The 24,100-nt window shown below is 46.4% G+C and carries 24 protein-coding genes and 1 riboswitch; of the genes, 9 read left to right on the forward strand and 15 right to left on the reverse strand.

Features of this window, described 5'->3' with window-relative positions; genetic code table 11:
* Positions 1–162 precede the first annotated feature (162 nt).
* Complete coding sequence (locus tag P404_RS0106505; protein ID WP_026830324.1) at positions 163–1,521, forward strand: Ig-like domain-containing protein; 1,359 nt, start codon at positions 163–165, stop codon at positions 1,519–1,521.
* A gap of 73 nt (positions 1,522–1,594) precedes the next feature.
* Here P404_RS0106505 and P404_RS18200 read toward each other — a convergent pair whose 3' ends face one another.
* From P404_RS18200 to P404_RS0106515, 3 genes are all read right to left on the reverse strand, one after another.
* Entirely contained in the window at positions 1,595–1,810 is a 216-nt protein-coding gene (locus P404_RS18200) for an integrase core domain-containing protein (protein ID WP_160166516.1), read from the reverse strand.
* A gap of 188 nt (positions 1,811–1,998) precedes the next feature.
* Positions 1,999–4,032: an acyltransferase family protein gene (locus P404_RS0106510; protein ID WP_026830325.1), complete on the reverse strand. Its 2,034-nt coding sequence runs from the start codon at positions 4,030–4,032 to the stop codon at positions 1,999–2,001.
* A 205-nt stretch (positions 4,033–4,237) separates the two neighbouring features.
* On the reverse strand, positions 4,238–6,394 hold the full coding sequence (locus P404_RS0106515) for a hypothetical protein (RefSeq protein WP_026830326.1): 2,157 nt from the start codon (positions 6,392–6,394) through the stop codon (positions 4,238–4,240).
* Between the two features lie 185 nt (positions 6,395–6,579).
* On the opposite strand from P404_RS0106515, the gene P404_RS0106520 reads away from it, so the two are divergent.
* Complete coding sequence (locus tag P404_RS0106520) at positions 6,580–8,379, forward strand: LTA synthase family protein (RefSeq protein ID WP_026830327.1); 1,800 nt, start codon at positions 6,580–6,582, stop codon at positions 8,377–8,379.
* A gap of 195 nt (positions 8,380–8,574) precedes the next feature.
* On the opposite strand, the gene P404_RS0106525 is transcribed toward P404_RS0106520, so the two are convergent.
* The 4 genes from P404_RS0106525 to groES all read right to left on the reverse strand — a co-directional run bounded on the left by P404_RS0106525 (position 8,575) and on the right by groES (position 12,036).
* Positions 8,575–8,976 (reverse strand): hypothetical protein, encoded by a 402-nt coding sequence (locus P404_RS0106525; protein ID WP_026830328.1) that lies wholly within the window; start codon positions 8,974–8,976, stop codon positions 8,575–8,577.
* A gap of 22 nt (positions 8,977–8,998) precedes the next feature.
* Complete coding sequence (locus P404_RS0106530) at positions 8,999–9,811, reverse strand: hypothetical protein (RefSeq protein ID WP_026830329.1); 813 nt, start codon at positions 9,809–9,811, stop codon at positions 8,999–9,001.
* 274 nt (positions 9,812–10,085) lie between these two features.
* Positions 10,086–11,732 carry a chaperonin GroEL gene (groL, locus tag P404_RS0106535; RefSeq protein ID WP_026830330.1) on the reverse strand — a complete coding sequence of 549 codons (1,647 nt, stop codon included), beginning with the start codon at positions 11,730–11,732 and terminating at the stop codon, positions 10,086–10,088.
* Positions 11,733–11,751: 19 nt separating this feature from the next.
* A complete protein-coding gene (gene groES / locus P404_RS0106540; protein ID WP_012371631.1) occupies positions 11,752–12,036 on the reverse strand; it encodes a co-chaperone GroES in 285 nt (94 codons plus the stop codon).
* Positions 12,037–12,256: 220 nt separating this feature from the next.
* Between groES and P404_RS0106545 the strand changes: the two genes are divergently transcribed.
* Entirely contained in the window at positions 12,257–12,949 is a 693-nt protein-coding gene (locus P404_RS0106545; protein ID WP_014971483.1) for a CPBP family intramembrane glutamic endopeptidase, read from the forward strand.
* A 21-nt stretch (positions 12,950–12,970) separates the two neighbouring features.
* Entirely contained in the window at positions 12,971–13,204 is a 234-nt protein-coding gene (locus P404_RS0106550) for a DUF4305 domain-containing protein (protein WP_014971484.1), read from the forward strand.
* A gap of 283 nt (positions 13,205–13,487) precedes the next feature.
* Here the strand turns inward: P404_RS0106550 and P404_RS0106555 are convergent, their stop codons facing one another.
* Positions 13,488–14,783, reverse strand: coding sequence for a cation:dicarboxylate symporter family transporter (locus tag P404_RS0106555; RefSeq protein ID WP_026830331.1), 1,296 nt, complete (start codon positions 14,781–14,783; stop codon positions 13,488–13,490).
* 290 nt (positions 14,784–15,073) lie between these two features.
* A riboswitch (cyclic di-GMP riboswitch) is annotated at positions 15,074–15,157 on the forward strand.
* A gap of 24 nt (positions 15,158–15,181) precedes the next feature.
* Between P404_RS0106555 and P404_RS18015 the strand changes: the two genes are divergently transcribed.
* Positions 15,182–15,994, forward strand: a complete 813-nt coding sequence (locus P404_RS18015) for a hypothetical protein (RefSeq protein WP_026830332.1) — start codon at positions 15,182–15,184, stop codon at positions 15,992–15,994.
* Positions 15,995–16,081: 87 nt separating this feature from the next.
* Here the strand turns inward: P404_RS18015 and P404_RS0106565 are convergent, their stop codons facing one another.
* Positions 16,082–17,137, reverse strand: coding sequence for an NAD(P)/FAD-dependent oxidoreductase (locus P404_RS0106565; RefSeq protein WP_026830333.1), 1,056 nt, complete (start codon positions 17,135–17,137; stop codon positions 16,082–16,084).
* Between the two features lie 184 nt (positions 17,138–17,321).
* Here P404_RS0106565 and P404_RS0106570 point away from each other — a divergent pair, with 184 nt between their 5' ends.
* Genes P404_RS0106570 through P404_RS0106585 form a run of 4 tightly spaced genes read left to right on the forward strand, consistent with a single transcriptional unit; the run spans position 17,322 to position 21,103 of the window.
* Positions 17,322–18,113, forward strand: coding sequence for an ABC transporter ATP-binding protein (locus tag P404_RS0106570; protein WP_014971488.1), 792 nt, complete (start codon positions 17,322–17,324; stop codon positions 18,111–18,113).
* A gap of 3 nt (positions 18,114–18,116) precedes the next feature.
* Positions 18,117–19,028, forward strand: a complete 912-nt coding sequence (locus P404_RS0106575) for an iron-hydroxamate ABC transporter substrate-binding protein (RefSeq protein ID WP_026830334.1) — start codon at positions 18,117–18,119, stop codon at positions 19,026–19,028.
* Between the two features lie 24 nt (positions 19,029–19,052).
* A complete protein-coding gene (locus P404_RS0106580; RefSeq protein ID WP_201770335.1) occupies positions 19,053–20,099 on the forward strand; it encodes a FecCD family ABC transporter permease in 1,047 nt (348 codons plus the stop codon).
* A complete protein-coding gene (locus P404_RS0106585; RefSeq protein WP_026830336.1) occupies positions 20,096–21,103 on the forward strand; it encodes a FecCD family ABC transporter permease in 1,008 nt (335 codons plus the stop codon). The genes P404_RS0106580 and P404_RS0106585 overlap by 4 nt, the downstream gene beginning before the upstream one ends.
* Before the next feature lie 271 nt (positions 21,104–21,374).
* Here the strand turns inward: P404_RS0106585 and P404_RS0106590 are convergent, their stop codons facing one another.
* From P404_RS0106590 to P404_RS18585, 6 genes are all read right to left on the reverse strand, one after another.
* Positions 21,375–21,860, reverse strand: a complete 486-nt coding sequence (locus tag P404_RS0106590; protein ID WP_026830337.1) for a hypothetical protein — start codon at positions 21,858–21,860, stop codon at positions 21,375–21,377.
* 33 nt (positions 21,861–21,893) lie between these two features.
* On the reverse strand, positions 21,894–22,364 hold the full coding sequence (locus tag P404_RS0106595; protein ID WP_026830338.1) for a hypothetical protein: 471 nt from the start codon (positions 22,362–22,364) through the stop codon (positions 21,894–21,896).
* A 21-nt stretch (positions 22,365–22,385) separates the two neighbouring features.
* Positions 22,386–22,601, reverse strand: a complete 216-nt coding sequence (locus P404_RS18775) for a hypothetical protein (protein ID WP_236624345.1) — start codon at positions 22,599–22,601, stop codon at positions 22,386–22,388.
* A gap of 260 nt (positions 22,602–22,861) precedes the next feature.
* Positions 22,862–23,338, reverse strand: coding sequence for a hypothetical protein (locus P404_RS0106605; RefSeq protein ID WP_026830339.1), 477 nt, complete (start codon positions 23,336–23,338; stop codon positions 22,862–22,864).
* Positions 23,339–23,352: 14 nt separating this feature from the next.
* The gene (locus tag P404_RS0106610) at positions 23,353–23,802 is read right to left on the reverse strand and encodes a hypothetical protein (RefSeq protein ID WP_026830340.1); all 450 of its coding nucleotides are present in this window, start codon (positions 23,800–23,802) and stop codon (positions 23,353–23,355) included.
* 94 nt (positions 23,803–23,896) lie between these two features.
* On the reverse strand, positions 23,897–24,055 hold the full coding sequence (locus P404_RS18585) for a hypothetical protein (RefSeq protein WP_034774077.1): 159 nt from the start codon (positions 24,053–24,055) through the stop codon (positions 23,897–23,899).
* Between the last annotated feature and the right edge of the window lie 45 nt (positions 24,056–24,100).

Here is a 24,100-nt window from a genome sequence, read left to right on the forward strand (position 1 = left end):
ATCACTACTAAAAACATCATTACTATACGTTGAAAAAATTAAAATTATCTTCAAAGTCAAATTATCTCAAAAAACGATTCCCTTTATATGTAAACGTCAAAAATATTTATTCTCATTTTCGTTATACTTAAACACGATAGAAAAACGAAGGAGGATATGAACATGAAGCCAGCTATTCAATACATGATGAAAATAATGACAATAATTTGTCTATTGGTAATAGGGTTAATCCTGCCGTCGAATTCCGTTAACGCAGAAAGTAAATTACCGTTGAATGGAACCACGAACGGAAAACTCACAGCACATCAAGAACTGGTTTACGCATTTACCTTGTCGAAATCCGGGAAATTGACACTCGATCTGAAATCATTCAGTGAAGAAGCAGACTTTCAATTGATTGATGATCAGGAAAACGAGATCATGGATTTGACTCTGCAAAGCGATGGGAAAACAGCGACACGGGAAGTGAAGAATTATCATTTGGAACCACGCAATTACCGTTTATTCATTAAAGATGATTCCTATTCAGGCCGTACAGGAAGTTTTGTGATTACAACCACTTTTAAAGAATCTAACGCAAGCGACATCGAGCCGAACAATGGAACAAGTGAAGCCCAGTTGCTGACATTCGGAAAGAAAACACGCGGCTTTATTTCCGAACAGGATGATCGTGATGTTTATAAGATCAGTGTACCGCGCGGAGGAAGACTGACTCTAGATACTTCTTCATACGTCAAAGAAGGTGCAAATCTTAGCTTAGTGGATGCTTACAATGAAGAGATTTGGAATAAATACTTAAGAAGTACCGAGTTGACTCCCGGAAAAGAGAATCAATCCATTTACTTGGAAAAAGGAGACTACTATTTCTTCGTTGATCGCGGTTATCCTGGCTATACCGGAATATACGAGGTGAATGCAACCTTTAAAGCCGCAAATAATAACGAGGTAGAACCAAACAACGGGAGTATCGAAGCAAAAAATCTCGCATTTTATAAAAAAATAACAGGATTGCTCTCATGGAATGACACGGACGATTATTACAAAATTACGATTCCTAAAAAGAGTAATGTCACATTGGATTTTTCGTCCTATATTGATGTAAATGCTACCGTTGAATTAATAAACGCCAAGAATGAAAATATATTCTACAAAGATGTCTGGGGAAAAATCAACACACCCGGACGGTTGATTCAGACATGGTCTCTGAATAAAGGAACTTATTATCTACGTGTTCATAACAATTATTATAATGGAATCTATCAGTTCCAAGTCAAATCCAGCCATTTACTGCCGACGCTATCCGTTAAGCCTGTTAAAACAAGTTCAACGACTGTCAGTGGAGCAACTGAAAAAAATGCTTCTGTGACAACTAAGATCGGTAAAAAGACGTATAAAACAAAGGCGAATGCAAAGGGACAATTTAATATTAAAATCAGTAAACAAAAAGCCGGCACTCAGATTAAAATTTATTCTACAAACCAATATGGTACAACATACAAAACAACAAAAGTCACAAAATAAAATCTTTTGATGACCAAAAAACCGCGCTGTTTAGACTGACCTAGCAATATGAGACACATATAAAACACCTTGATTAGGCTGCCAGTACACCGTATTTTTTAGGTGTCAGGTAGCCTAATTTTTCTTGGATTCGTTCTTCGTTATAGTAATTTAAGTAATTCATAACTCGTTCATAGACCTCGTGGTCTCTTAGCGAATTGAATTTGACGTACTGGAACTCCTCGGACTTCAAATTTGAGTGGAACGATTCGATGACTGCGTTGTCCCAACAGTTTCCTCTACGAGACATGCTGCTTGTTAGATGGTTCTTCTGGACGAAATCTTGAAAGGCATATGACGTATAGACACTTCCTTGGTCCGAATGAATGATGACCCCTTTAACGTTCCTTATTCCATATCCCCTAAATTATTCCAAACTCCTGTTTTCCCCATCAAAAAACTCTTCCGCCTGAAACAGGGGAAGAGTTCGTCTGACAATTAATCGGCTTGTTTTTTCTTAAGAATATCCGTCACGACTTCATTCAGTTTCTGTTTGAAGACCGGTCCAAAGCTTTCGGCATACGTATTCGTCATATGACTGACGTCACGGTAGATGACGACATTTCCGATGACCGGACGGAATTCACCGTCGACGCGGAAGTAATCCGTCAAGTCGAGTTTGTAGAGCGACTTGTTCGTTTTTTCGAAGTTTTTCCAGTACGCTTCATCACGCTGGTTGACTTCGGCATTCATCTTCTTCGTCGTTTCTTCGATGCTCGTCGTTTCGAGCGACTCGAGGACGTTAAAGCTGTAACGGGGATTATCCCGTAGAGCCAAGCCGTCGATGCCGTACTCATCTTTGACGTACTGCATTTGATCGACCATCTGTTGGTGAATCTTATCTTTCGTCGCATCCGCCGCCGTGACGTGCGAGATGATGAGATCAATATCGGCATCCTTCAAATAGTCGAGGACGTTTTGATTCCAGATGCCTTTTAAGACATTATCATCATAGCCGGTCGAGAAGCGTGTCCCGGAACGGGTGATGTTTAGGATACGATATTTCTCACCTTTTGCGGCTTCGTGAATCGCTCCGAACCATTGCTCCGAATGCGAGCTGCCAACGAGAGCAATCGTTGCGATATAGTCTTTCGTTTCACCGTACTCACCGACTTTAACATCACTTTTACTCAATCCTTGGTTGCTGCCGTCGACATGGACGAGCGGCAAGTCGTCAAAAACGTTCGCATAGGACGGGAACGGATCGTGCTCCGGCATTTTGTCCGGATTCTTGACAGCCATTGCTCCCGGATAATCGCTTGCGCTGACCCCGTTCTTTAATTCCTGTTCTTCGAAATATTTCAGTCCGAAGAGTGACCCGATCAACAAGACATTGATGCTCATCATGAGACCGAGCTTCTTGAAGGCCGACCGGTCGACTTTCGCACTGCGGATCGGTTTTTCGATGTATTCCGTCATCAGGTAAGACAACAGAATCGACGACAGGATGATCAACGTACCCATCCAGAAACCTGGTGTTTGCTGGACGTTGTAGCGGTAAAACTCGAGCAGGACCCAGTGCCAGAGATAAATCCCGAACGCGATTCCACCGAGCTTGACCATCGGTTTCGAACCTAAGAAACGTTTGATGCCGAACGTCGTCTCGCGTGTTCCTGACAAGACGATAAACAACGCACACGTCATCGGCCACAGGGCGATGTAGCCCGGGAACATTTGAGAGACGTTAAAGAGAATACCGGTCAGGACAAGACCGATTAATCCGAGCCAGCCCATCAAAGTCGCCATCCATTTCGGAATATAAATCGACGACAAGTTGATGCAGAGCAGGCTACCTAAGGCAAATTCCCAAACACGCGTCATCGTGATGAAATAGGCCCACGGCTGATTCACTTCTGTTAAATAGATCGAATAGCTTAACGACGTAACGAACAACACTCCTAAAATCGTGTTGATCATCGGTTTGACGTTTTTGATCGTATACTTCTTGACCATCCATAAGATGAATGAGAACAGAACAAACCAAATCATATAGAACTGACCTTGAATCGACAGTGCCCAGAAATGTTCGACCGGCGACTTCATTTGACTCGCATCCAAGTAATCCGTACTCGAAATCGCCAGTTGCCAGTTTTGGTAGAAGAACATCGAGGCAACGACTTCACGAATCGTCTTCTCTAAAATCGACTGCGGTAATAAAAATGAGCTTAAAACAAGCACGACGGACAAAATGAACAAGACCGACGGCAGTAACCGTTTGATCAACTTCGTGACGTACGGTAAGAAACGAAACTCACCGGTCCGGTTGATTGTCGAGATGATCGATGTCGTAATCAGGAAACCGGAGATGACGAAGAAGACATCGACGCCGCCTGAGACACGATTGAACCAGATATGATAAACCGCGACGAGTAACGCGGCGACGACACGTAACCCTTCGATTTCCGGTCGAAACTGACTTTTGGTGTTGATGAGTTTTTGAGGCGGTGCTTCTTTTTGATTCAGTTGATTCATTTTACGTTAGCTCCTATACTATTTTTCTCACGACGAGACGAATGGAATTGAAAAAAATTCCTCCAACATTAAACACACACCAATTCATCCTAAAGTAAAATACTAATAAAATCCATCATAATAGTAATTACTTTTGCGTTTCTTTTATCATCGGCCACGACAAACACGACTCTTCTGACAACGAAGGGTCGTGTTTGCATATAGCTCATTTCACGGTTAACGTAAACGTCTTGCTCTTACGTAGTTTGATGGATTCCGCATGGACCGTCACACGTGTTCCCCGTTTTTGTTTCGGGAACGTCATCGTCTGTGTTTTTCCGGTTGCGATTTTCGTATACCGCTTCTTGTTGATCGTCACGACAATCGTCTTGCCCTTGGTCGCTTTGACTTTCCATGCCGTGCTTGCCGGACTTAACGCCGTCGTGTACGACTTTAGTGTCGGATTACTAGCAGCGACGACCCGTTGCTCGGAAACTTGCAGTTGCGTTCCTTTCCGCGTCACCAGCTTGACGACTTGACCGACTTTTAACGGTTTCGTCGGGATGGCGAACATCCGTGTTTTCTTCCGGTCGATATACGCTGTGTATTTGCCGTCGATGTAGAGTTTTCCGTAGGAAGCGCCCCAATCGAGTGCACCGTCAATCGTCTTCTGTTCGTCATTTAACGGGTTATTTAATGTACTAAATAACATCACGCTGTCTTTTAAAGAAAGTGATTTCGAGACGTAACTGCCGGAGCGGACAATCCGGTACTCCGCCAGTTGATCTGTATAGGGAATCGTTATTTCTGTTTTCTTGATTGCCGGCACGGCTGTGATTTTTTTCTTTCCGTAGTAGACGGTATACGTTCCGCCGTCAGTTTTACTCTCCAAACGGTACGTGAAGGTTTTGAAATTCGTATTTGTCGATTGGGTCACACGCGGTACTTCGTATCCGACGACCGTCCGTTGTACCGTCATTTCCTTATCAAATACATTGCCGCCACCGATTGTAAACGAGATTGGTTGCCCGAGCAGTCCCGTCGTGCCAAGTGGAAGGGTCAGCATCCCTTTCTCATCCGATACCACACCGTTGATGCGTGTTCCGTCCTTGCGGAAGACACTGACTGGCACATCGGCCTGCCCAAGATCAATCCGGTACGTATAGAGACCTTCTTTGACTTCTTTCAGTTGATTGAGTGTTGCCGTCAGGTATCGTTTGTGTTGATAACGCGTCGTATCTTTCAGTACGACACCTGTTTCTGTCGTATAAGCGACGGTATACTCCGTATTATAAATCCGCTTTTGACTTGTCGGAATCCGGACACCGTTCTCCTGGTCAACGTCTCCCGTAAACGTAACATTCTGAAGCGCAAGCGGCTCCGTCGTCCCGTCGATTCTTGTCAGCTGAATATCCGGCGTCAACGGCGTCTTCTCCAGAAACACGGTATCCGCTTTCGTCCGATCATCAATCGCGATCGGTTGGCGTAAGTACTCTTTAAAGTCGAGTAGCGTCGTTTGTCCGTTCGCCCGGTAAATGGCACGTCCGTCGGTCAGGACTTCTTGTGCTAACTCATCGGAATAGTCGACCAGTGTCTTGACTTGTCCTGTTTGCTTGTCCAGATAATACAGGGAAGACGAACGGTTATCGTCTTTCGTCTCATCTTCTTCCGTTAGTTGCATATACAAACCGTCTGCCGTCTCATAGGCTCCATGGACAAATTGATCCGTCCGTTTATTCGGTAAGGCATACGTCTGACTGGTTTCCACATTCCGGATCACGGCTGTCTTGCTGACATCAAGCATCCAGTCCCCTGTCAGCGGATAAAATTCAATTACATCGATGGACCGAACTTTCGTAAACGTTCCATCTGCCTGCACATCATACCAGTCCGCGACACCTTCCCGTATCAAGGAAAAGCGGTTTGGACCAACCCACTGAACGGACGGATTGCGTTCATCCTTCAACGTATCACGGATGACGAATTGGTCTCCCTGTCGCTCCAGTACATGAAACGTATCCCAGCCTGACCGTGCCACGAGATGATCTTGATCGAGAACCCGTAAATACTCCAGATCTTTCGGGATATCCATCTGTTCTGATGTCCCGGTTTTGGCGTTCATGAAGTAATATGGCTTAATGTTTTCATTGTAATAGTCTTGGAATAAGAACAACGTCTTGTCAGCAGAGTTCGCCCGAAGGAACATATACGGCGATACACCACTTGGATACGGCGTCGTTTGTTTCGTTTCCAAATCATAAAATCCGATGATCGCCTGATCATTCTTTTTGATGTCATACGGGGCAGCTTCAGTCAGTGTCGTCAGCGTCAACCAGGTTCCGCAGACCAGTGCGGCACTCCCCATCCAATGTTTCCAGTTCATCTATGTAGAACATCCTTTCAAAATGCAGTGATTAATTCTATTTTATTCCATTTATTTTAACTGTTCAGATGTTTTTTGATACATCAGGTCAATGACAAACACATCCTAACCGATTCAAACGTTCGTTCTCATTTAGTTGAGGGTATAGACTACTTCACAACAATGACGAACGTTAGGAGAATATTATGATCGTATTTGGTTACGCCCTCTACTTATTGTTAGGCACGTTAAAATTCGTGCTGTTCAGCTTTTATACCAACACCGCTTTTCCGGTTGACCTCTTTTTGATGAACCTCGGCGGGATGTTCGTGCTGTCGAGTTGGACACTGTTGATCCAGTGGAAAAAACGCCGTTGGATTTGGCTCGGTCTTTTAATCGCCCACAGTTTTCTCTTGATTTCCGATCTGTGGTACTACCGCTACTTCGAAGATTTCCTGTCAGTCTCGTTGATGTCGCAGATGTTGCAGATGGGTGATGTCAGCAGCGGTTTCGCCGCTTTGATCGTGCCGACCGACTTCCTGTTGTTTGCGGACAGTCTGATCTTCTTAGCGATTCTTTTCTTTACGCGTAACAAGACGTTTGCCGTCACGAAAAGCAAACGCCAAAAGACAGCAGGTCTTGTCTTCCTCACGGGTGTGATCCTGTTTGCTGCGCCAGTCACCTACAGCGTCGTCAAAGAAGACCAACGGCTCAGCCAGTCAGTCTCTGACATGCGGGACTATTATCAGCTCGGTTTCTGGGGGTACCATGGACTCGATCTGCTCCGCGGAATCCAAAAGGCAATCGCTCCGGACGAAGCCTTGACCGCGTCTGAGCGTCAACGAATCGAGGACAACTCGACTTCAGCCGCAAACGGCGTCACGAAAAAACCGAACATCATTCTCGTCCAACTGGAATCGTTCCAAGAATCGGTCATCGACCAAACCGTGAACGGTCAAACGTTGACACCGAACCTGAATAAGTTGAAACAAGAATCGCTGTACTTCCCGTCGTTTTATCATCAGACCCATGAAGGGCGGACTTCGGACGCGGAATTCATCACGAACACGTCTCTCTATCCGTTGAAATCGGGTTCGGTCTACACCCGGTTCCCCGATAATGAATTCGGAGCGTTGCCTGAATTGTTGCGCGACAACGGATACGATACCGCTGCCATGCACGCCTATGAAAAAGGATTCTGGAATCGGGATCAAGTGTATCAGAATCTGGGCTTTGATCACTTCTTCAGCCAAAAGGATTATCCCGATCAACAAGAAATCGGGATGGCGTTAAACGATAAACAGTTTTTGACGACATCGATCGAGCATATGGAAACACTCAAGGAACCGTACTTCTCGTTCCTCGTCGCCCTGACAAGTCACACCCCGTATGAGATTCCAAAAGACAAACGGGAGCTTGATCTGTCCGGTTACGAGGATCCCATGTTGAAACGTTATTACCAGACCGTCCATTATGTCGACGAAGCCGTCGGACAGATGGTCAAGGAGTTGAAGGCAAAAGATATGTGGGACGAGACACTCGTCATCTTTTACGGGGATCATGATAGCGGCTTGACGAACGAAGGCAGTGAGATGCAACGGGAACTCGGTGTCGATAGTGCCGTGGAATCCTTTGCACTCGACCGCCAAGTCCCGTTGTTCATCAAAAAACCAAATCAAGATACGGGACAAGTCATTCAGGAGAACGGCGGACAAATCGATATCGCCCCGACGATCGTCGATTTACTCAATCTCGAGTCCCCGTATATGATGGGCAACTCCCTGCTTGATGACGAACCGAATCTGACCGCTTTCCGCGACGGTTCGTTCCGTTACAAGGACTACTATTACGAAGCGAACCTGACGGAAAAAGCCGGCAACGGTATCTGTTATGACGTCTCGACGAAAAAACAGGTCGACCGTAAGATGTGCCAGTCGCAAACGAAACAAGTACGAAAAGATTTGCGTCTGTCGGATGCGATCATTGAAAAGAACGGATTGGAGTAAAAAAAGACGGAACCGGATTAAAGTCCGGCTCCGTCTTTCTTTTGACTGTTGATGCATTTGAATTGTACAGATCAAACGCCAAATTCGAGATGCTCATCTAACCACTGCGTTTTTTTGTTAAACAGGACACTGCACCTCGACTAAATGACACAATTGAATAGTCCAGTGAAAAAATTGCTCTGTCTACCATTTCTCTTATTGATAAGCGATAATTGCCACTATGACAAGGATTAAAATCGGCGAGTAGAACAAAGCCAAAGTCTTCGATAAAAATACCGACTTTATGCCCTCAGTTTCCGTTTCATATTGGCGGGCATTTAACGAAAAATTAATTTCTTCATTGTTGAGTCTGGCCACTCGTTCGTACATTTTGACATATTTTCGTTCCTCATGAAGATAAAATGCGTCCAGAACCCAAAAGAATAGAGCTGATACCAGAGGCAGGAGCATAAAATCGATGTTCATATCCTTGACGTTAGCAAAAGCCAATAATCCAACTACAAGCGTCACTGTCCATCCTTTCAGTAAGAACGAATTCGATGCCATGCGTGTTATGACGTTTTGAATCATTTCAAGATGCTTCATTTTCTCTTCCATTTGCATTCATCTCCTGTGATAGTTATTTATGATAAGTCTTAAATTTTAGCAAATCCTTAATCTCGTATAAGCTATCGAGTGGATAATGATTTGGTTGATTACGGAACGCAAACAGTATCCGGTTTTCACTGTACTTTTTTTCCCAATCCAGAAGGTCATCCGTGGATAGCGGTGTCAGGTGGTCGAGGTCTGCATCATAAACGATGTTCAATTTATTACGAGAGGCTTCAAACTCCCGAGACTTCTTTATCTCCTCAGATCGCACTAGTTTCTTCTTCCGTAACATTTGCGATATCACAATCTCATTATAGATCCATGGCGATTTCGTTTTGTCCTCGACAGCATCACGAGTTGTGATAGAGTTTGGTGTATTAACGAAGATAAGGCACTCAGCTTTATCCATCATTTTTGTCAATGCAGATGATAGCATCATATGCACATGGCTGGTCGAAAAATTCCTCTGATTGTAATTGTACGTATCACCTGTTTCATTTTTACAGTACTTATCATCAATTTTTTTCAGAAGTTCATCGGCATATCCCCAAACACACGAGTCGATAAAAGAAGTCAGTCCGAATTTATCCTCTAACATGGCCGCAAATGCCATGATGAGCTTTCGATCCCCATGGGAGTGAGAAAGAAATATATCTGCTTTTATCTCTGGAAACCAATCATCTTGTAACGCCGATCCGTCCAGACTCCCGTCATCTAGTACAAAACAATCCAATTTCTTTTGGACTTGCTTCTTTTGAATATTAAAATTCGCTTCTCCTGCGCCCTTATAGACCGAAAGAATTTTATCGTCCAACCCCTGCAAGTTAAACCCAACAAACATGGTGATTCCCCCTTTTATGAACTATTGTAATTTGCACGTAAAACGTATCCTTTTGAATTCATAATTGTCAATAAATCCACCACCTATTTTTATACTTTTTATGGATTTAATTAGTTCAAGAAAATCCACGTTTCTTTTTGGGTCAAAACTATTTAACTTGTTAAAATGAATACGCTAATCATCCTTTTTTGTAACATATACATGAAAAAGGTCTTTCATCAGCTAACTAAACTGATGAAAGACCTTCTCTATTTAAATGACTTATGATGCTTTTTTACATCATTCCGCCCATTCCGCCCATTCCACCCATGCCGCCCATATCAGGCATTGCAGGTGCACCGGCTGGTTCCGGTTTATCAGCGATGACCGCTTCTGTCGTCAAGAACATCGCTGAAACAGACGCTGCGTTTTGAAGGGCTGAACGCGTCACTTTCGCCGGGTCGACGATTCCAGCTTCGATCATGTCGACGTACTCGTTTGTCGCGGCGTTGTAGCCCATTCCTTGTGCTTCATGCTTGAGACGTTCGACGATGACTGAACCTTCTTGACCCGCGTTTTCCGCGATTTGACGAAGTGGTGCTTCCAGCGCACGAAGAACGATGTTGACACCTGTCGCTTCGTCGCCAGTCGTTACCGAAAGAATCGATTCGACGGCTTTCGTCACGTGGATGAAGGCTGTTCCGCCACCGGCAACGATTCCTTCTTCGACGGCTGCACGTGTCGCGTTGAGCGCATCTTCAATCCGGAGCTTGCGTTCTTTCAGTTCCGTTTCTGTTGCTGCGCCGACCTTGACGACAGCTACGCCGCCTGCGAGTTTCGCGAGACGCTCTTGCAGTTTTTCACGATCGAAGTCGCTTGTCGTTTCTTCGATTTGTGAACGAATCGTACCGACACGGGCTGTGATCGAATCACTGTGTCCGTTTCCTTCGACGATCGTCGTGTTGTCTTTTGAGACGACGACTTTCGACGCGCGACCGAGTTGCGTGATTTGTGTTTCTTTGAGATCAAGACCCAACTCTTCTGTGATCAACTCTGCGCCTGTGATGATCGAGATGTCTTCGAGCATCGCTTTACGACGATCTCCGAAGCCTGGTGCTTTGACCGCAACGGCGTTGAATGTACCACGGAGTTTGTTGACGACGAGTGTCGCGAGTGCTTCGCCTTCGACGTCTTCCGCGATGATCAAGAGTGGTTTGTTTTGTTGGACGACTTGCTCAAGGACCGGCAGGATTTCCTGGATGTTCGAAATCTTTTTGTCCGTGATCAGGATGTACGGGTTCTCAAGAACCGCTTCCATCTTATCGGAATCCGTGATCATGTATGGTGATGCATATCCACGGTCAAACTGCATCCCTTCGACGACATCAAGTTCCGTCGTGAAGCCGCGTGATTCTTCGATCGTGATGACACCGTCCTGACCAACACGTTCCATTGCTTCCGCAATCAATTGACCAACTTCTTCGTCAGCAGCCGAAATCGCCGCAACTTGTGCGATCGCTTCTTTGCTTTCGATTGGTTTTGCGATGGCATGAAGTTCTTCGACGGCACGACGGACTGCTTTTTCGATTCCTTTACGGATGACCATCGGGTTTGCGCCCGCTGTGACGTTTTTGAGTCCTTCACGGATCATCGCTTGTGCGAGGACTGTTGCTGTTGTCGTACCATCCCCTGCGATTTCGTTCGTTTTCGATGCCACTTCTGCGACAAGCTTCGCTCCCATGTTTTCGAAGTGGTCTTCCAGTTCGATTTCTTTTGCGATCGTCACACCATCATTCGTGATGAGTGGTGAACCGAATTTACGTTCGAGAACGACGTTACGTCCTTTTGGTCCGATCGTCACTTTGACTGCGTCCGCTAATGCGTCTACTCCACGAAGCATCGCCCGGCGTGCTTCTTCACTGAATAAGATATCTTTTGCCATGACTGAAATCCCCCTTTGATTAGTTTGCTACTGCTAAAATATCGCTTTCGCGTAAGATTAAGTATTCGTTGCCATCGACTTTCACTTCTGACCCTGCGTATTGCGCATAGATGACGTGGTCCCCGACATTCACTTCAAGTGGTACACGGACACCCTGCTCCGTCACACGGCCTGTACCGACAGCGACGACTTTACCCTCTTGCGGCTTTTCTTTCGCTGACCCAGGAAGAACGATTCCTCCGAGTGTTGTTTCTTCTTTTTTAACGACTTCGATCACGATGCGATCACCAAGTGGTTTTAACATGCGAAACATCCTCCTTGAACATGACTGTTTTTTAGCACTCACTTAATTGGAGTGCTAACATATTTTTATCTTAAACGGTTTTCGGTTGGAATTCAAGCCCGAACCCTTATCCGTTTTCCCGAAATCGACATCTTTGAACCATCACCATTCGTGCGCCCGGTCGGTTTGTTTGTTACAATCGGGACAGTACCTTCATTACAAAGGAGCTGTGTCCTAACCGATGAAAAATTCCGTCAATCTGCCGTTCAACATGGCAGAGAAGTGGCAAATCCGTCACGTCATTCCGATTGTGATTTATTTAATCGTTCAACTTGTCCCAGCAACCTTCCCGAGTTTCCTGTCAAAAAGCCAGATCCCGAGTGTGCTCGGCTGGTGGCTTGCGATCGGTTTTACCGTAGCCGTGATTGTTTCCTTCTATTGTCTACGTCCCGATTGGCAGAAGTGGAAAGCAGAGGGCAACCAAACCGATACGATGGATACGTTAAAGTGGATCGGGATCGGGATTGTCCTGTTGTACGTCTCTCTGATCAGCGTCAATTTGGTGGACGCCTGGCTGTCAGGCGGGATTGAGAATATCGCGAAATCGCAGAATACGGATGAGATCATGAGAGCGATCCAAGTCATTCCGATTCTCCAAGTGATGGTCGTCCTGCTCGGTCCGATCATGGAAGAGTTTCTGTTCCGCCACATCATGTTCGGAAACTTGTCGACGAAATTGAATTTCATTTTCAGCTTTGTTCTCAGTGGCGTCATCTTCGGTCTGATCCACGGCGACAACAAGTTCTTGATTTACGTCGCGATGAGTTTCGTCTTCTCACTTGTCTTCGTCAAGACCCGCCGTATCATTGCTCCGATCGCGATTCATGTATTTAATAATGGGATCGTTGTACTTGCCCTTTACGCAACGACTTAATTAACGAAAGGTAGTGTTTTCATGCGACAAGGTTCAAACTTCATGGCTGTTTTCTATGCCATCTTCGGTATTCTGTTCATGTACCTCGCTTACAGTAATTCCATCGAGGCAGGAACGGTCTTCAACTTCTGGACGATCCTCTTGACGCTGTTCGCAGCGGTCGACTTTTACCGTCTGTACCTCATCTTCCGCTTCCGGATGGCAGCAAAAAAGATAATCAAGAAAGAACAGGAAAAAAAGGACGACAAGAAATAATGCAAAATGAGATCGCCGAGTAAAATCGGGGATCTCATTTTTGTTTTACTGATCACGTTAAGCAATGTAACGATGCGATAAAAGTAAGGTGTCGTGTGTTCATCGCCCGACTTCTACGGGAAAAGGAAGCACCGCTTCCGTCAGGAACAGGCGAGACCCGGTCGTCAGAGACGACCGCGGCTTGCGTTCCGCCCGAGAAAAGCGGGCGTGACAGACACGACACTGTATCCAGTGAACACAAAAAAAGACCAGATGACGAGTCATCTGGTCTGCTGTCCTAATATTATGCACTCTTGATTTGATCCTTCTTACCTTCCGTCGACATGAACTCATCGAGTTGATCGGAGTCGAGGACCCCTTCCCATTTCGCGATGACGAGTGAAGCGAGCGTATTGCCTGTTACGTTGACGACAGAACGCATCATATCCATGATCCGGTCGATTCCGGCGATGAAGGCCAGACCTTCAGGCGGGATCCCGACTGTCCCGAGCGTTGCCAGTAAGACGACGAACGAAACCCCAGGTACAGCTGCCATCCCTTTTGACGTCAACATCAAGACGAAGACGAGCGTCAACTGTGTGCCGATCGATAAATCGATGTTGTACATCTGCGCGATGAACAAGGCAGCCATTGCTTGATAAAGTGCTGATCCATCCAGGTTAAACGAATAACCGGTCGGAACGACGAAACTGACGATCGATTTCGGAACACCCATCTTCTCAAGTTTCTCCATGACGCGTGGTAAGACCGTTTCCGACGATGCCGTCGAATACGTCAGGAGTAACTCATCTTTGAAGACACGGACGAAATCCGACACGCGGATCCCGACCCATTTCATGATGGATCCAAAGACGATGACCATGAACAACAGTGCTGTCACATATAAAGTAGCAATCAGTTTGAACAACGAACCAAGTGATTCGATTCCGAATGTCGAAACGGTCACCCCAATCAAGGCGAAGACACCGAGCGGCGCAAACTTCATGACGATGTTAACCAAGTTGAACATCGCTGCTGCAACCCCTTCAAAGAAGCGGACGACCGGTAACCCTTTTTCTCCCGCAAATCCGACACCGAGTCCAAACAGGACAGAGAAGAAGATGATCGCAAGCATATCCCCACGCACCATCGCGTCCAAGATGTTCGTCGGAACGATGTTGACGATTTTTTCAACGAGTCCCTGATCTTGAGTCGTCTCTTCCGTCTCGACATAGGTCGAGATGTCCGTCTTGTCGAGTGTCGCCATGTTGATGCCGGCACCCGGCTCGACGAGATTTGCTGCAAACAAGCCGGTAAAGATCGCGATCATCGTGACGATCGTAAAGTAACCGAGTGTCTTGACGCCAAGACGTCCAAGACTTTTCGGACTACCGACCGACGAAACACCGAGAACGATTGCCGTAAAGACGATTGGAACAACGATCATTTTCATCATCCGGATAAAGATGTCACCGATTGGCTTCAGCCACTCCGCAACGTATGGATTCCCGTAAAAGACACCGCCGACAGTGATCCCGAGAATCAATCCGATTAAAATCTGCCAAGCAAGACCAATGGGCTTGCGTTTTGTTGTTACCATATAAATTCCTCCTACTCTCTTGCAAAAAAAACACAATAAGAGCATTTTGTCCTAAAGACAGAGCGTTGTCAAACCTATCTGTTATAGCACAATACAAAAAAGACATAGCTTTCATTTGAAAAACAGAAACCATCTAAACAGTATTCATTTCATTTTAATGGTTTTGATTGACCCTTTCCTGAATCTTAATTAACCCACGAGCTGATTATATATTTTACTGACTCGTTATTTAAAACCCTCCCCTCTCTATAAAAACGAATCACTTATACTAAACGTACGGTTCTTCACTGGAATCGAACGGGCAAACCCACAGAAATGTGGTGGCGCAAAACTATAGGGGCTACCGCTTCAAGCTATGCTTGCCAGTTACCGAAATTCAAAAAAGGAGACTACACAACATGAAAAAAATGAATTATGTAGTAACTGCCGGTCTTGCTTGTACTTTAATGCTCACTCCGCTCGGCTCAATCGACGCCAAGAGTAAGACATCGAAGTATGACCGCAACAAGAATGGGATCCATGACAGCTGGGAAAAGAAGTACAAGCTCAAAGGAAAGAAACTGGCCCAGCAAGATACAGACCATGATGGGTTAAGTAACTATACAGAATATAAACTCGAAATTAGTCCACGAAATCAAGACAGCGACCGGGACCGTATTAGTGACGCGAACGAAGATACGGACCGAGATGGCTTAAGTAACACCATTGAACTCGAACTTGGAACGAAACCCTATACACGTGACTCCGATCGCGATGGTATCCTCGATGGCAAAGAGCGCAATCAGGCCGGTCATCGGTACGAAGACATGTTGAAAAAAATGAAGATCAAACTCGCAACAGAGACAACAGAAAGTCAGATCGAGTACCACTTCAAAAAGAAAAAGAGTCATCTGCGTGTCAAAACGAATGATGCCACGGTCGATGAAGCCCGTGTGCGTCAATTGATTCAGTTCATTGAATCGAATCCGAAAATGACGGAAGAAGAATTACGCGCACAGCTCATCAGCCTGTTCGCACTTTCAGGTTCTTATCAATTGAAAATCGAACTCGAGTATTTCAATCGTGCAGAAACGAAATCCGAGCATCGTCATGTCGACGAAGATGATCAAGATACGGATCAGGATGATCAGGGTCAGGACGAAGACGAAGATGACGATGACCAGGACGACGATGAAGACGATGAAGACGAAAATGAGGAAGATGACGATTAACGACTGAACGAACCAAAAAACACCTGCTTTTCAGAAAACCGATGTCCATGTGACAAGGTCGAACTGAAAGACAGGTGTTTTATTTTTTCACTTCTGATTGACCATTTCCTGAATCAGTTCCCGGTTCCGTTTCTTAAAGACTTCATTATGGGAAGAAACCATCGCGACTTTTGCTGCGTCCGGTTCGATGAACTTTTTCGCCCGGTTGACGGCATTCGCCGCATCCTGGAACGCCCCGGAAATCAGGTGGACTTTTCCGTCGTGCGACAAGATATCACCTGCCGCATACAAGCCGGGAACACTCGATTCACTCGATGCCGTTCCTTCAATATAGAAGTCATCGACCTGCTTCAACTCCAGTTCACAGTTCGCCAGTAACTCGGCGTCCTGTTCGTAGCCGTGGTTGATGATGACCTCATCAATCTCAAGGGCCAACGTTTCATTCGTCGCACAATCGATCAGTTCGACGGAAGCGATCCGGTGATGGTCGTCACTGGCGATTAATTTATGGATCGTCGTATTCAGGAGACAAACGGCGGAACTGTTCACGAGTTGCTCGACTTGCGCTTCATGCCCCGCGAAGCAGTCTTTCCGGTAGGTGACATAGACTTTTTTCGCGACCGGTTCGAGTTCATTCGCCCAGTCAATCGCCGAGTTGCCGCCGCCGGAAATGATGACGGTCTTGTCTTTAAAGCGTTCAATCGATTTGACGGTGTAGTTCAAGTTCGACACTTCATACCGTTCCGCGCCCTCGATCTTCAATTTCTGCGGATTGAGGATTCCGCCGCCAACCGCGACAATCACCGTTTTCGAATAATGAATCATTCCTGATTCTGCTTCTAAGACAAAGTTCCCAAAAGCGTCCTTTGTGATGGAGATGATTTTTTCATTGAGATGGACCATCGGATTAAACGTCAGTCCTTGTTCGACGAGCTGTGCCATCAACTTCGCACCGGTAATCGGCGGCTGACCGCCAACGTCCCAAATCATCTTTTCCGGATAGACGTGAATCTTGCCACCCAGTTCTGCCTGATATTCGATCAATTTTGTCTTCATTCCGCGTAGTCCACTATAGAAAGTAGAGTATAACCCGGCCGGGCCTCCACCAATTACCGTTACATCAAACAATTCCTGTTGCTCCATCTCAATCACTCCCTCACGATTCAATACGACTGATTATCATTCTCATTCCCAATAATAACGTGAACATGTCTTGAAGACAAGAAAAAATGTTGACAGCGTTTTTATGAAACTGGTATGGTTAGGTGGACGATAGTGATAATCATTATCAATGAAAACGGTTTTAACCGAGAAGGAGTCTGTGCGTATGGTACGTCTAGCAACAGAAGAAATCAGCATCGGTTACGGAGACCGTACCATCGTCAAAGACTTGACGGTTCAGATTCCCGATCGACAAATCACGACGATCATCGGGGCGAACGGCTGCGGAAAATCAACTTTACTCAAGGCGATGACCCGGATCATTCCCCATCAATCGGGACGCGCATTACTCGATGGTCTCGATATTGCCAAGGAAAGTACAAAACTGCTTGCCCGGAAAATGGCTATTCTGCCCCAGACACCGGAAAGCGCAAGTGGTCTGACGGTCGCAGAGCTTGTCTCATACGGTCGCTTTCCTTATCAGAAAGGGTTTGGTCGTTTAACGAAACACGATTACGAGATCATTGATTGGGCGCTCGAAGCAACGGATACGATGGCGTTTAAACATCGTCCGGTCGACGCTTTGTCCGGTGGTCAGCGGCAACGCGTCTGGATCGCGATGGCGCTTGCGCAAGAGACGGACATCATCTTTCTCGATGAGCCGACAACCTATCTTGATCTCGCGCACCAGCTCGAAGTCCTCGAGTTGCTCGAACAACTCAACCGGACGGAAGGTCGGACAATCGTGATGGTGTTACACGATTTGAACCAGGCGGCACGTTTCGCCGATTACATCATCGCTATGAAACATGGTGAAGTCGTCAAAGCCGGAACGTGTGAGGAAGTCATCTCAAAAGACGTCCTCAAAGATGTATTCCATATCGATGCCGAAATCGGTCGTGATCCGCGCACGCATAAACCGATGTGTGTCACCTACAACTTAATTAAGGGAGATTGAATCATGAAAAAGCTTTTATTACCGGTTCTTTTATTGTTAACGCTTGTGATTGCCGCATGTGGCAATACGGAGAAAAAAGAAGAGACATCGTCTGCCGATACAAAAAAAGAAACGATTACCTATAAATCCGAAAAAGGTGACGTCGAAGTCCCGGCTGATCCAAAACGTGTCGTCGTCCTGGCTGGTTTCGCCGGTAACGTCATGGCGCTCGACGTCCCGCTCGTCGGTGTCGACTCGTGGTCAAAATCAAATCCGAAATTTGACCTGAAAGACGTCCAAGAAATCTCAGAAGAAAACGTCGAAAAAGTCATCGAACTCGAGCCGGATCTCATCATCGGATACGATACGACAAAAAACATCGATAAATTTAAAGAAATCGCACCAACTGTCACGTACACATACGGCAAAGTCGACTACTTGACGCAACACATCGAAATCGGGAAATTGCTCAACAAAGAACAAGAAGCACGCGACTGGGTCAAAGACTTCAAAACACGTGCAGCAGACGCTGGAACAGAAATCAAAGCGAAAATCGGTGACGATGCGACAGTTTCTGTCATCGAAAGCTTCGACAAACAACTCTACGTCTTCGGCGACAACTGGGGCCGCGGCACAGAAATCCTCTACCAAGAGATGAAATTGAAAATGCCGAAAAAAGTCACAGAGATGGCGTTAAAAGACGGCTACTACGCGTTATCACCTGAAGTCTTACCTGAATATGCAGGCGATTACCTGATCTTCAGCAAGACAGCAGAAGCGGATAACTCGTTCACGGAAACGGACACATACAAAAATATCCCTGCCGTTAAGAACAAGCAAGTCTACGAAGTCGATTCAAAAGAATTTTACTTCAACGATCCACTCACATTGGAACGTCAACTGGAGTTCTTCAAGAAAAGTTTCCTTGGCGCGTAACGTATACTAAAGGAGGGAGCCTCAATGCTCCCTCCTTTTTTGGATTCATACAAACTGGAGGCGATACCTGTGTCATCCGCTCGACTACCATTTGGATTAAAAATTTCATTCGGACTGGTCCTCTTCGTCGTCATGTTCTGGATTTCGATGACGTTCGGTGCTGCTGATACGTCAATCCGTGAAGTCTGGAACGCCTTGACGTTTGGTCCGCTCAACGATAAAGCAAAAATCATTCAAGAAATTCGCCTCCCGCGGGAACTCGCCGCGATTCTCGTCGGCGCGGCGCTCGGCGTCTCGGGTGCCATCATGCAGGCGATGACCCGCAATCCCCTGGCAGATCCCGGTCTGCTCGGCTTGACCGCCGGTGCCAATGCGGCGCTTGCCTTAGCGATCGTCTTCATTCCCGGTATCAACTATTACGGCATCATGCTCGCCTGCTTCATCGGTGCAGCATTTGGTGCAGCACTCGTCTTCGGCATCGGCGCTTCCCGTCAAGGCGGCTTCTCCCCACTGCGGATTGTCCTCGCCGGTTCGGCGATTTCTGCCTTCCTCTACGCAATTGCGGAAGGAATCGGGCTTTACTTTAAGATTGCTCAGGACGTCTCCCAGTGGACGTCAGGCGGGCTTGTCGGGACGACGTGGGGACAACTGCAAGCGATCACACCGGTCATCCTCATCGGGACATTGATTGCGATGATCTTCTCACGCCAGTTGACGATTCTCAGTCTGTCGGAAGAAGTCGCACTTGGTCTTGGTCAAAACATCACCCGGATCAAAGCTGTGTTGTACGTCGTCGTCATCCTGCTTGCCGGTGCTGCCGTCGCCTTAGTCGGCAACATGGCGTTCATCGGATTGATGATTCCGCATATCGTCCGGGCAATCGTCGGGACCGATTACCGTTACATTCTGCCGATGACGGCCGTATTCGGAGCGACGTTCATGTTGCTTGCTGATACGATCGGTCGGACGCTGTTTGCACCGTACGAGACACCGGTCGTCGCGATCGTCTCGATGCTCGGTTTACCGTTCTTCTTATTGATTGTCCGTAAAGGAGGTCACGTTTTCTCATGATGGAAACTCGTTTACGCAACCGTCAACGCTTGATCTTTTTCATTTTAAGTGTGCTATTGCTCGGCACGATCGTTATCAGTATCGGTCTTGGTCCGGCATCCGTCTCATACGATCGTCTGTTGCCGACGTTATTCGGTCAAGGGACGTTCAAAGAAGACTTCGTCTTGTTCTCCCTGCGGTTGCCACGAATTATCATTACCTTACTTGCGGGAATGGCGCTCGCCTTGTCCGGTTCGATTTTGCAAGGTATCACTCGGAATGAACTGGCCGATCCCGGCATTATCGGGATTAACACAGGAGCCGGTGTTGCGGTGGCGATTTTCTTCCTCTATTTCCCGGTTGATGTCGGCTCATTTATCTACGGATTACCGGTTGCTGCATTCTTAGGTGCTTTAGTGACGGCCGTAGCCATTTACGCGCTTTCTTACGACCGGAATCGCGGCTTGCAACCGATTCGTCTGATTTTGACCGGCGTCGGCTTCTCGATGGCGTTATCCGGTATCATGGTCATCTTGATCTCGTCGACAAAACGCGAGAAAGTCGACTTCATCGCCAAATGGCTCGCCGGTAACATCTGGGGCACGGACTGGACGTTCGTTTACGCCTTGCTGCCTTGGCTGATCGTCTTGATTCCGTTTACGCTGTATAAAGCCAATAAACTCAATCTGCTCGCTTTAAACGAACCGATTGCGATTGGTGTCGGGGTCGCGATTGAGAAGGAACGGATTCAACTGTTGCTGACAGCAGTCGCACTCGCGGCGTCCGCCGTCTCCGTCACCGGTGGAATTTCCTTTATCGGCTTGATGGCACCGCATATCGCCCGTGCCCTCGTCGGTCCACGTCATCAATGGTTCTTGCCGATTGCCCTTTTGATCGGTGGCTGGTTACTCGTCTTGGCGGATACGATTGGACGGAACATCGCCGATCCGGACGGTATTCCCGCCGGTATCGTCGTTGCGCTGATTGGTGCCCCGTACTTTATTTATCTGCTGCTGAAGAAGTAAGAAAACTGATCAACCAACAAGAAATGATTTCTTGTTTCACTCGCTTTCCTCAGGCGAGACACAAGCCAGTTTTCCTGCCCAGTTGGACAGGAAAGCGGGTCTTGTTTGTCTCTGGCAGCGCAAGTTGCCTTGCGCTTCTTCCTGCAGGAGTCTCGTGAATCGAATCATGTTTTAAACGAAAACAAGGAGGTGGACCTGAGTCCCCTCCTTGTTTTTTTAGAAAACGTACTTTGAGCCAGTCTATTTTTTTAAAGACTAGTGATTTTGTTGTTCAATATTTAACGCGTTGCGCTTCCCGTTCCGCCTCAATCAGCTCGCGCTCTGACAGATGTGTCGGATCAAGACGTTTGATCCGCGAATCGACGAGACGGTCGAGCGATAAGACCGAAAGTAAGAAAACGACGAACGGTCCGATGTATTCAGGACGTGGTACGTACGGAATCAGAACCTGAGCGGCAACGACGATCAACAGCTCACTGAGCGTAATCAAGACGTATGGTAGTCCAAGATGGTCCCAGACATCTGTCCGATCAAATCGTTTCGTCAGGTAACGATATTTCAAGACACGAACGATCCATTGATAAGCAAGCACCGGAATCAATAAAAAATAATGAAATGAAGACTCACTGAGATGCCAATCGTCGGCTAGTAAAAGAAACAGTACCAAGACGGCTGCAAACAAACCCGTTTGCACATAACGAGCGCGTTTCGTAAATCGGATATAATCGATTTTTCGTTGCCGCTCAATCTTTTCCATACTTATCCCTCCCTTTTCTGCAAGAGTCACCAGTTACTTTTTCCGGTACTGTTCAATCTCCCGCATCGTCACAAAAGCGGGATCCAGTTGTTTCGCCGTCGTATTTAGTTTGGAAACAAATAGCGTAATCACCAGCACCCAGATCAGAAGCATCGCAAACGTGACACCATAATATTGCGGGAAGACGTTTCCCGCATAAATTAAAATCACTGGTACGAGATAACCGATGATGGAAGCACGGCTGACTTTCAAAACCGTCTGTTGATACAGTTCGGCCGGTAAGCGTTTTTTTAGAATCCGCAAACGCATGATTTCACGGACGACCCCTGCGAGACAAAGTGCAGTTAACGCAAATAAGGTGAATAAACCCGTTTCCCAAAAGCTCGGGATGAACCACCCGATGACTGCCAGCACTAATACGGGAATCAGCATTAGATACTGGACTTTTTTGATAGGCGGTCCGAGCAAGTTTAACCGTGCATTTTTTTCAAGCAATGTATTCATTTAATTTTCTCTCCTACTTTTTTATACATTTTTATAGACTTCCTGGTCACTGACAAAATCCGGATCATCACTCAGTTGCAGTTTCTTGAACAACCCATATAGCGGAATCAGAATGAGCATCAGGCTCAGCCACATCTGCCAAAACGGACGATCCATCGTCGCTACCATCAGGACAACGAAGATCGCATACAGGATGACTTGATAGATGATCCAAAAACGCCACTGTTTGGTTGCCAATTCTTCTCCGATATATGATTCAAGAATCCTACGTTTTTGACTTGATAACGAAGATTGGATCCAAGGAAAGCAGCCGGAAACAACAGCGTCAATAGAACCGAATCAAACAGTGTCATTAAAATTCCGATACCCATCAAAAGTAGAGCTGTCCATAACCACTTCGTTCCTAAAAGGTCTTTCTCCATGTAAGCAAGCGTCAACTCATGTAACCGTTCGTCCCGTGCCGTGCGCATGATGTTCTCTCCTTTAACTTAACCCTGTCATTCTTCCAGATACTTGACGTGCTTGTGCACTTCCTGATCACTGACGAAGTCGGGATCGCCTGACCGCGCCATCGTCTTAAATAACCAGTCGGTTGCGAAGTAGAGTGGCACCAGAACCAGAACCATCCAAAAGGTCATCTTCCACCAAGACAGTTTTTTTGTTTCGAGCACTACGATGAACAGCGACGAATATAACACAAACTGAATTCCAAGCCACAGCATCCACTGTGTCATCACTTGATCTTTTGAGAGATACCGTTCTAAAATTTTGCGTTTTTCCCATTGGAACGGGAAATCAAAAATCAGATAGACGAGCGGCAACAGACCGAAGTAAAGTGCTGAATCCATCGTTTCCGAAAAGATTCCAAGCATCGCAGCCACTGCCGCCATCACCCAGCCCTTTTTTTGAAATTGACTTTTGTCGATATAGGCAAGCGTCAGTTCATGTAGTCGTTCGTCCTTTGCCGTTTGCATCCGGCTATCCCCCTTTATCCTTGCTGGATGTCTGTTTCACTGATATAAGTCGGATCAATCTGTTTTGAACGATAGATCAAAAAGCGTCGACAGAGCCAGTAAAACGGGATGACGCCAAGACACAGTCCGAGCAAAAAGACCGTGCTCGAACGATTGGCCGTGAGAACAATCAAAACAGCCAACGCTCCATATTGAAACAGGCCGACTCCGACATGCAGACGGAACAGACGACTTGCCGATTTTTCCGTCGTATAACGGGCAACCACTTGAAAACGCCGGTGTTGCACCGTGGCATCATAGACGAAGTACAAAATTGGAATGATCAAGGCCAGCAACGGTTGCTCAATCATGCTGCTGACGAATAAAAAGAGTGCCAGGACACCCCATACTTTAGCAGTCGTTCGTTGATGCATCTCTTGATAAAGCGCTTTTAATTCGGTTTGTTGAACTGTTCCAATTTCCATCCGGGCACGTTCCTTTCGTTTGCTCTTTACTGTCATATACTTACAGTTTACCAGTTACGTTTCAAAAAAAAAGAAACTTCTACAAAAGAAGTTTCTACGACGAGACTTGAATGATTAAATAAATGACGCTATAGGCAACGATTGCTAACGGAATCATTGCGACACCGATCAACCAGCCGTTCTTATCACGTATTCCGAGATACAGAACAAGACAGCCGACGATGAAGGCGATCAACGTTGTGAATGGATTCATACTAATTCCCCCTCAAAAATAACCTATTAAGAAATTTCCCATTCC

This window comes from Exiguobacterium antarcticum DSM 14480, assembly GCF_000685865.1.
Lineage (GTDB): Bacteria > Bacillota > Bacilli > Exiguobacteriales > Exiguobacteriaceae > Exiguobacterium_A > Exiguobacterium_A antarcticum.